Below are 6,600 nucleotides of genomic sequence, written 5' to 3'. Positions count from 1 at the left end.
CCCCGCGGCAGCCGACGAGGTCGAGGAGGAGGACGAGGACGTCGTCGTCGAGGAGCTCGACGCGTACGTCGTCCCCGCCGGCACGGTCGTCGTCACCGGCTCGGGCCTGGTCGCCCGGCTCGGCGCCGAGGCGTTCGGCACCTTCACGCTCGTCCTGGTGGGCGTCGGCATCGCGCTGTACTCCAGCTTCAGCGGCGTCGGCGGCACGCTCGCCGTGGCCCTCGGCTTCGGCATCGCGGTGCTCGCGGGCGCCATCGCCGTCGGCCACATCTCGGGCGGCCACTTCAACCCCGCCGTGACGCTCGGTGCCGCCATCGGCGGCCGGACCGCATGGAAGGACGTCCTGCCCTACTGGCTTGCCCAGCTGGTCGGTGGCATCCTCGCCGCGGCGATCCTCTTCATCACCATCCCGTCGAAGCTGCCGGCGCTCATCGACACCAGCGGCAGCGCCACGGCKAAGTCGTTCTACTCGAGCGTCTCCAACGGGTACGGCGCACACTCGCCCCTGTCCAAGCTCTCCAGCGGCCAGGTCGAGTTCTCGCTGGTCATCGCGCTGCTGGTCGAGATCGTCGTGACCGCGGTGTTCGTCGGCATCATCCTCGGCGCGACCGACCGTCGCTCCGCCAACAAGCAGGCGCCGTTCGCCATCGGCCTGGGGCTCGCCGTGCTGATCCTCGTCGCCCTGCCGGTCACCAACGCGTCGCTGAACCCGGCCCGCTCGACCGCCACGGCGCTCTTCTCCGAGAGCTGGGCGCTCAGCCAGCTCTGGCTGTTCTGGGTGGCCCCGCTGGTCGGCGCCGCGCTGGCCGGCCTGGTCTACCGCGCGTTCGCGGCCGAGCCGGCCGAGGACAACCTGCTCGAGGAGGACGACGCCTACGTCACGACAGACGACGTCCTCGTGGTGACGGAGCGCTGACCCGCTCCCGCTGACCGCACGCGCGAAGGCCCGGGACCAGCTGGTCCCGGGCCTTCGTCGTGCGGTCAGCCGTTGGGCAGGATCTGCGCGAGCACCGCGAGCCCGACGCCCAGCAGCACGAGCACGGCGACGTCGATCGCCTTGGCCCGCACCGAGAGCGCGACCGGCCCGGGCGACGGGAGCACCCCGCGCACCACGGCGCACGCCAGGGCGACCGCGGCCAGCACGAACGCACCGGCGCGGGTGCCGACGACGAGGGCCACGAGCGTCGCGACGACGATCCCCGAGCTGGTCCACCAGAGCGAGGCGTTGCGCGCCGCGTCGAGCGAGGCGCGGGCGATGGCGCGCGGGTCCAGCGGCGCCTCCTCGACCGGGATCGGGCCCGTGTGGAGCGGGGGCTCGACCGGCGGCGCGTCGACGGGCGCGGCGTCGACCGGCACGGCGTCGATCGGCACGGCGTCGATCGGCACGGCGGCCTCGGCCGGCTCGACCGGTCGGGCCTGGGTGGCCGCGGGCTCGGGTGCGGGCGCGGCACCGACGGGTTCGAGCACGGGATCGACGGGTTCGAGCACGGGATCGACGGCGTCAGGGCGCGCGGAACCCACGCGCCGAACCCCGGCTCCCCCGCTCATCCGCTCCTCCGCCATCCGTCCTTGCCTCCCGACGGGAGACTACCGTTGCGTGGTGAGCGCCCGGACGGACCACGAGCCCCTGGACACGTCGCGCGTCCGGGAGGTGCTCGTGGTCGGCGCGGGCCTCGCGGCGACCCAGACCGTCGCCGGCCTGCGGGAACGCGGTTTCGACGGGCGGGTCGTGGTACTCGGCGCCGAGGGGATCGCGCCGTACGACCGGCCGCCCCTGTCCAAGCACCTGCTCGACCGTCCGGAGCCCACGTGGCTGACCGACGAGATCGGCGTGGACCTGCTCGCGATGGCCGACGAGGTCCACCTGAGCACCCCGGCGCGGGGCCTCTCCTTCGCGGGTGGCCGGCCCGAGGTGCAGACCGCGGACGGCTCGTTCACGGCCGACACGCTCGTRGTGGCGACCGGCGCGCACGCCGTCCGGCCTCCCGGGTGGGAGGCCGCGCTGACGCTGCACACCGCCGCGGACGCCCGGCGCCTGCGCGAGGCCCTGGCGCCCGGCACGGCCCTGGTGGTGATCGGCGCCGGGTGGATCGGCGCGGAGGTGGCCGGGGTCGCCGCGGCGGCGGGCGTCGACGTCGTCGTCCTCGAGGCCACGGGCGCTCCCCTGGCCGGCGCGCTGGGGCCGGCCGTCGGCGAGCTCACCGCCCCCTGGTACGCCGCGGCCGGCGTGCGGCTGCTGACCGGCGAGCACGTCGTCGAGGTGGGCACCAACGGCGTGCTCCTCGCCGACGGCAAGCTGATCCCCGCCGACGTCGTGCTGGCGGCCGTGGGCGCCCGTCMGACCACGGACTGGCTCGCCGGCGCGCTCCCGCGCGAGGCCGACGGGTCGCTGCGGGTCGACGAGCACCACGCGGTGATCGGCGCGCCGGCGGACGTCCGGACCGTCCGGGCCGTCGGCGACGTGGCCCTGCGCCGCTCGCCCCGGCACGGCTGGGTCCCCGGCGGCCACTGGGACGGCGCGCTCCGCGGTCCGGCCGCCCTCGTCGCCGACCTGCTCGGCGGGCCGCAGGACGCGCTCGACGTCGCGCCCTACGTCTTCTCCACCCAGCTCGGGCACGAGCTGGCGCAGTTCGGGCACCCGCACCCCGACGACGAGGTCGTGCTCCGCGGCGACCCCGCGGGCGAGGGCTGGGCCGCCCTGTGGTTCCGCCGGGGCACCGAGGAGGTCGCCGCGATCCTCACCGTCGACCGCCCCCGCGACGTGGGCGCCGCGCGCCGGCTCTTCACCGGCGCGCGGCTGCCTCGGCTCGACCGAGCGGTCGCCCGGGACCCCGGGCGTGCGCTGCGCGAGGCCGCCCTCGTCTGAGGACGGTCAGTGGGCGAAGTGCCGCGTCCCGGTGAGGTACAGCGTCACGCCGGCGGCCGCCGCGGCCGCGACGACCTCCTCGTCGCGGACCGAGCCGCCCGGCTGCACGATGGCCCGCACGCCGGCGTCGATGAGCACCTGCGCGCCGTCGGCGAACGGGAAGAACGCGTCCGAGGCCGCGACCGCCCCGCGCGCCCGCTCGACGTCCCCKGTGTTGGCCCGCTCGACCGCGAGCCGGCACGAGTCCACCCGGTTGACCTGGCCCATGCCGACGCCCACCGAGGCGCCGTCGTCGGCCAGCAGGATCGCGTTGGACTTCACGGCCCGGACGGCGCGCCAGGCGAACACGAGGTCCGCCAGGGTGGCCTCGTCGGCCGGCGTGCCCGACGCGAGGGTCCAGGCGGCCGGGTCGTCGCCGGGTGCGTCGACCTGGTCGAGCTCCTGGACCAGCAGCCCGCCGCTCACCGCGCGGCGCTCGGTGCGCACGCCCTCGGTCGGGGTGACCTTGAGCAGGCGGATGTTCTTCTTGCGCGCGAGGATCTCGAGCGCCTCGGGCTCGAAGTCGGGCGCGACGACCACCTCGGTGAACACCGGCGCGATCTGCTCGGCGGCGGCGGCCGTGAGGGTCCGGTTGGTCGCGATGACCCCGCCGAAGGCCGAGACGGGGTCGCAGGCGTGGGCCTTGGCGTGGGCGTCGGCGACGTCCGCCCCGACCGCGATGCCGCAGGGGTTGGCGTGCTTGATGATCGCGACCGCCGGGGCGGTGTGGTCGTGCGCGGCCCGCCAGGCGGCGTCGGCGTCCACGTAGTTGTTGTAGCTCATCGCCTTGCCGTGCAGCTGCTCGGCGCCGGCCAGCCCSCGSCCCGCGRCGCCGTCGGGCGTGAGGTACAGGGCSGCCTGCTGGTGCGGGTTCTCGCCGTAGCGCAGCACCTCGCCGCGYACCCAGGTGGAGCCCGTGAACGCCGGGAAGCCGGAGTCGGTCGCTTCCTCGTCGGGCGCGTACTCGGACGCGAACCAGCTGGCCACGGCGGCGTCGTAGGACGCCGTGTGCGCGAAGGCGTCGGCGGCGAGCAGGCGCCGCGCGGCGAGCGTGAAGCCGCCGGCACCGACCGCCGCGACGACCTCGTCGTACCGGGCCGGGTCGACGACGACCGCGACGCTGGGGTGGTTCTTCGCGGCCGCGCGCACCATCGACGGGCCGCCGATGTCGATCTGCTCGACGCACTCGTCGGGCCCGGCGCCGGACGCGACGGTCGCCGTGAAGGGGTAGAGGTTGACGACCACCAGCTCGAACGGCGCGATACCGAGGTCCTCGAGCTGCGCGAGGTGCTCGGGGCGGCGCGTGTCGGCCAGCACGCCGGCGTGGACGCGCGGGTGCAGCGTCTTGACGCGCCCGTCCAGGCACTCGGGGAAGCCGGTGAGGTCCTCGACGCGCGTGACGGGGACGCCCGTGGCGGCGATCGTCGAGGCCGTCGAGCCGGTGGAGACCAGCTCGACGCCGGCGGCGTGCAGGGCGGCGGCGAGCTCCGTCAGGCCGGTCTTGTCGTAGACGCTGACGAGCGCGCGACGGACAGGTCGCTGGTTCTCGGTGGAGGACATGGCGGCTCCCGGGGGTACAAGGGTCGGCTAAGGGCGGACCCAAGCACCCAGGCGGGCGGTGCGTGGCGGGGCACTGCGGCCGCTTCCCGGTGGTTGAACCCACCTGCGCCAGTCACGACCGGGGCCGAGTCTAGCGGGCGTCAGCCGACGATCGCGCGCCTGCCCTCGACCCGAAGTCCGTCGCGGGCGATGCGCCCGACCCAGTCGACCAGGAGCGTCCGCTCGACCGCCTTGATGCGCTCGTGCAGGGTGGCCTCGTCGTCGTCGACCTCCACGGCCACCGTGGCCTGCGCGAGGATCGGTCCGGTGTCGACGCCCTCGTCGACCACCATCACCGTGCAGCCAGTCACCTTCACGCCGTACGCGAGCGCGTCCCGCACGCCGTGCGCGCCCGGGAACGACGGCAGCAGCGCGGGGTGCGTGTTGACGATCCGACCGCCGAACCGGCCGAGGAACGTGGCACCGAACAGCTTCATGAACCCCGCGCAGACGACGAGGTCCGGGGAGAACACCGCGACCGTCTCGGCAAGTGCGGCGTCCCAGGCGGCACGGTCGTCGAAGTCCCTGAGCGAGACGACCGCGGTCGGGATCCCGGCCTCGCGCGCGATGTCGAGCGCCAGGATGCCGGCGCGGTCCGCGACCACCGCCACCACGCGCGCACCGTAGGCGGCGTCGCCGTGGGCCTCGAGGAGCGCGGCGAGGTTCGAGCCGGTCCCGGACACGAGCACGACGAGCCGGCCGGAGCCGCGGGTGGCCGGGTCGGGGCGACGGGGGGTCTCCTGAGTCACGCAGTGACCCTATCCGCGCCCGACGGACGCTCCGTCCGCGGCTCCAGGTTCGTGGGCGAGAATGCTCGGGTGAGCAACCCGTACGCGCCCCCCGAGGACCGCCCGCGCACGCCGGACGGCGACCGGGTGGACGCGCCGCCTGCTCAGCACCCGTGGCCGCCGCCCGCACCCGTCGTCGGTCCGGTGCGCCCGTCCGCTCCCGACAGCGCCCCGCCCGACCCCGAGCTGGCGGCGCGCGCCCTGCGCCTGACGCGCCTGTTCGGGGTGCTCGTGGTGTCGTCGGTGCTGGTCGCCACGCTCCCGCTGCCGTGGCAGGCGTCCGCCCTGGTGTTCGCCCTCGCGGCGCTGGTCGTCGGCGTCTGGGCGCTCGTCGTGTCGAGCCGGGCGCGGTCCCGCGGGGTCACGCCCATGATCGGGGTCGGCGTCGTCATCGCGCTCTCGTGGTCGCTGCTCCTCGCGGTGCAGCTGGCGGTGTGGCCCGTCTCGCAGGCCAAGCAGGAGTGCCTGCAGGGCGCCCTGACGATCACCGCCAAGAACGCCTGCAACGCGCAGTACCTCAAGGACCTCGACGACCTGCGGGACTCGTTGCAGAAGAGGAGCACCGGCTCCTAGTCMGGGACGTCGGCCTCGTCCGGACGGAGCGCGACGTCGTCGGGACCCAGCGCCGACTCGTCACGACGGAGTGCGACGCGGAACGCGTGGCGCACCTGCGCCCGCAGCGGCCGGTCCCCGGGCAGCGCTACGAGCAGCGACCCGACGAGCACCCCGGCAGCTGCCAGGAGCCCGACGATCCCGCCCTGCGCGCCGACGTCGGCGAGCCGGTCCGGCCCGACGCCCCCGCTCGCGGCGGTGACCAGCAGCGCGACGACGACCCCCGTGGTCACCGCGGCGGTGGCGCACGCCGACATCACCTCCCACCACCGCTGCGTGACCAGTCGGCGGTGCACGTACCAGCCGACCAGCGCGCCCACCAGGACCAGCACCAGCGGCACCACGCTCGTGGCCGGTCCGGCGACGTCCGGCGCCGGGAGGGCGCCGAGCATCGGCACCGCGGGCAGCGGCCCTCCGATCACCCCGTCGGGCGCGAAGTGCGTACCGGACCCGACGGCGAACCCGGCACCGCTCAGCCAGGCGAGCGCCCACACGACCAGGTTGGGCAGGTACGCCAGCTCGGCGATCGCCATCACGACGCCGCCGACGGCGTCCAGGCCGAGGCCCCGCACGACGTCCCCGATCGTGGCCCGTCCCGCGACGACCCAGAGCGTGGCGACCGCCGCGGCGAGCGCCACCAGGGCGGCCGTGGCGAGGACTCCGCCCRCGGCCCCGGTCCGCAGCGGCGCCGGGCAC

At 75.6% G+C, this 6,600-nt stretch carries 7 protein-coding genes and 1 riboswitch; of the genes, 3 read left to right on the top strand and 4 right to left on the bottom strand.

Features of this window, described 5'->3' with window-relative positions; translation table 11 throughout:
* A partial coding sequence (locus ACXJKG_RS18230) for an MIP family channel protein (RefSeq protein ID WP_456847158.1) occupies window positions 1-916 on the top strand: 916 nt, incomplete at its 5' end.
* A 65-nt stretch (window positions 917-981) separates the two neighbouring features.
* On the opposite strand, the gene ACXJKG_RS18225 is transcribed toward ACXJKG_RS18230, so the two are convergent.
* The gene (locus tag ACXJKG_RS18225; protein WP_456847157.1) at window positions 982-1,521 is read right to left on the bottom strand and encodes a DUF3017 domain-containing protein; all 540 of its coding nucleotides are present in this window, start codon (window positions 1,519-1,521) and stop codon (window positions 982-984) included.
* A 79-nt stretch (window positions 1,522-1,600) separates the two neighbouring features.
* Between ACXJKG_RS18225 and ACXJKG_RS18220 the strand changes: the two genes are divergently transcribed.
* Window positions 1,601-2,866, top strand: a complete 1,266-nt coding sequence (locus ACXJKG_RS18220) for an NAD(P)/FAD-dependent oxidoreductase (RefSeq protein ID WP_456847156.1) — start codon at window positions 1,601-1,603, stop codon at window positions 2,864-2,866.
* A 6-nt stretch (window positions 2,867-2,872) separates the two neighbouring features.
* Here the strand turns inward: ACXJKG_RS18220 and purH are convergent, their stop codons facing one another.
* Together purH and purN are read right to left on the bottom strand one after the other, a co-directional pair.
* Window positions 2,873-4,465, bottom strand: a complete 1,593-nt coding sequence (purH, locus tag ACXJKG_RS18215; RefSeq protein WP_456847155.1) for a bifunctional phosphoribosylaminoimidazolecarboxamide formyltransferase/IMP cyclohydrolase — start codon at window positions 4,463-4,465, stop codon at window positions 2,873-2,875.
* A 38-nt stretch (window positions 4,466-4,503) separates the two neighbouring features.
* Window positions 4,504-4,591, bottom strand: a riboswitch (ZMP/ZTP riboswitch).
* Window positions 4,592-4,605: 14 nt separating this feature from the next.
* Window positions 4,606-5,253: a phosphoribosylglycinamide formyltransferase gene (purN, locus tag ACXJKG_RS18210; protein ID WP_456847154.1), complete on the bottom strand. Its 648-nt coding sequence runs from the start codon at window positions 5,251-5,253 to the stop codon at window positions 4,606-4,608.
* Window positions 5,254-5,322: 69 nt separating this feature from the next.
* Here purN and ACXJKG_RS18205 point away from each other — a divergent pair, with 69 nt between their 5' ends.
* Complete coding sequence (locus tag ACXJKG_RS18205) at window positions 5,323-5,865, top strand: hypothetical protein (RefSeq protein ID WP_456847153.1); 543 nt, start codon at window positions 5,323-5,325, stop codon at window positions 5,863-5,865.
* On the opposite strand, the gene ACXJKG_RS18200 is transcribed toward ACXJKG_RS18205, so the two are convergent.
* Window positions 5,862-6,600, bottom strand: a 739-nt coding sequence (locus ACXJKG_RS18200; RefSeq protein WP_456847152.1) for a cell division protein PerM, incomplete at its 5' end; no start/stop codon positions are given. The genes ACXJKG_RS18205 and ACXJKG_RS18200 overlap by 4 nt on opposite strands.

Source organism: Cellulomonas sp. P5_C6, assembly GCF_054049635.1.
Note: the sequence above shows the minus strand (reverse complement) of the source record. Positions and strands in the feature narration are given on the sequence as shown.